The 228-nt window shown below is 64.9% G+C and carries 1 pseudogene; it reads left to right on the forward strand.

Annotated elements, in window-relative coordinates:
* Positions 1 to 228, forward strand: a pseudogene (locus tag JMJ56_RS33525) (TorF family putative porin); the annotation flags it as partial.

Below are 228 nucleotides of genomic sequence, written 5' to 3' on the forward strand. Positions count from 1 at the left end.
TACACCATCGACATCGTCAAGCTGATGGGCGCCTTCAACTACTCGCCGAACTTCTTCGGCCGCTCGGGCGACGGCTTTTACGTCGAGGGCGGCGCCGACGTGACGTTGCCCTATGGCTTCACCGCCTCGGCCCGGCTCGGCCACCAGTGGATCGAGCGCAACCCGCTTTTCGGCACGCCCGACTACCTCTGGTACTCGATCGGCGTGTCGCGCGAGATCTATGCCGGC

It is taken from the genome of Belnapia arida, assembly GCF_016773205.1.
Taxonomy (GTDB): domain Bacteria; phylum Pseudomonadota; class Alphaproteobacteria; order Acetobacterales; family Acetobacteraceae; genus Belnapia; species Belnapia arida.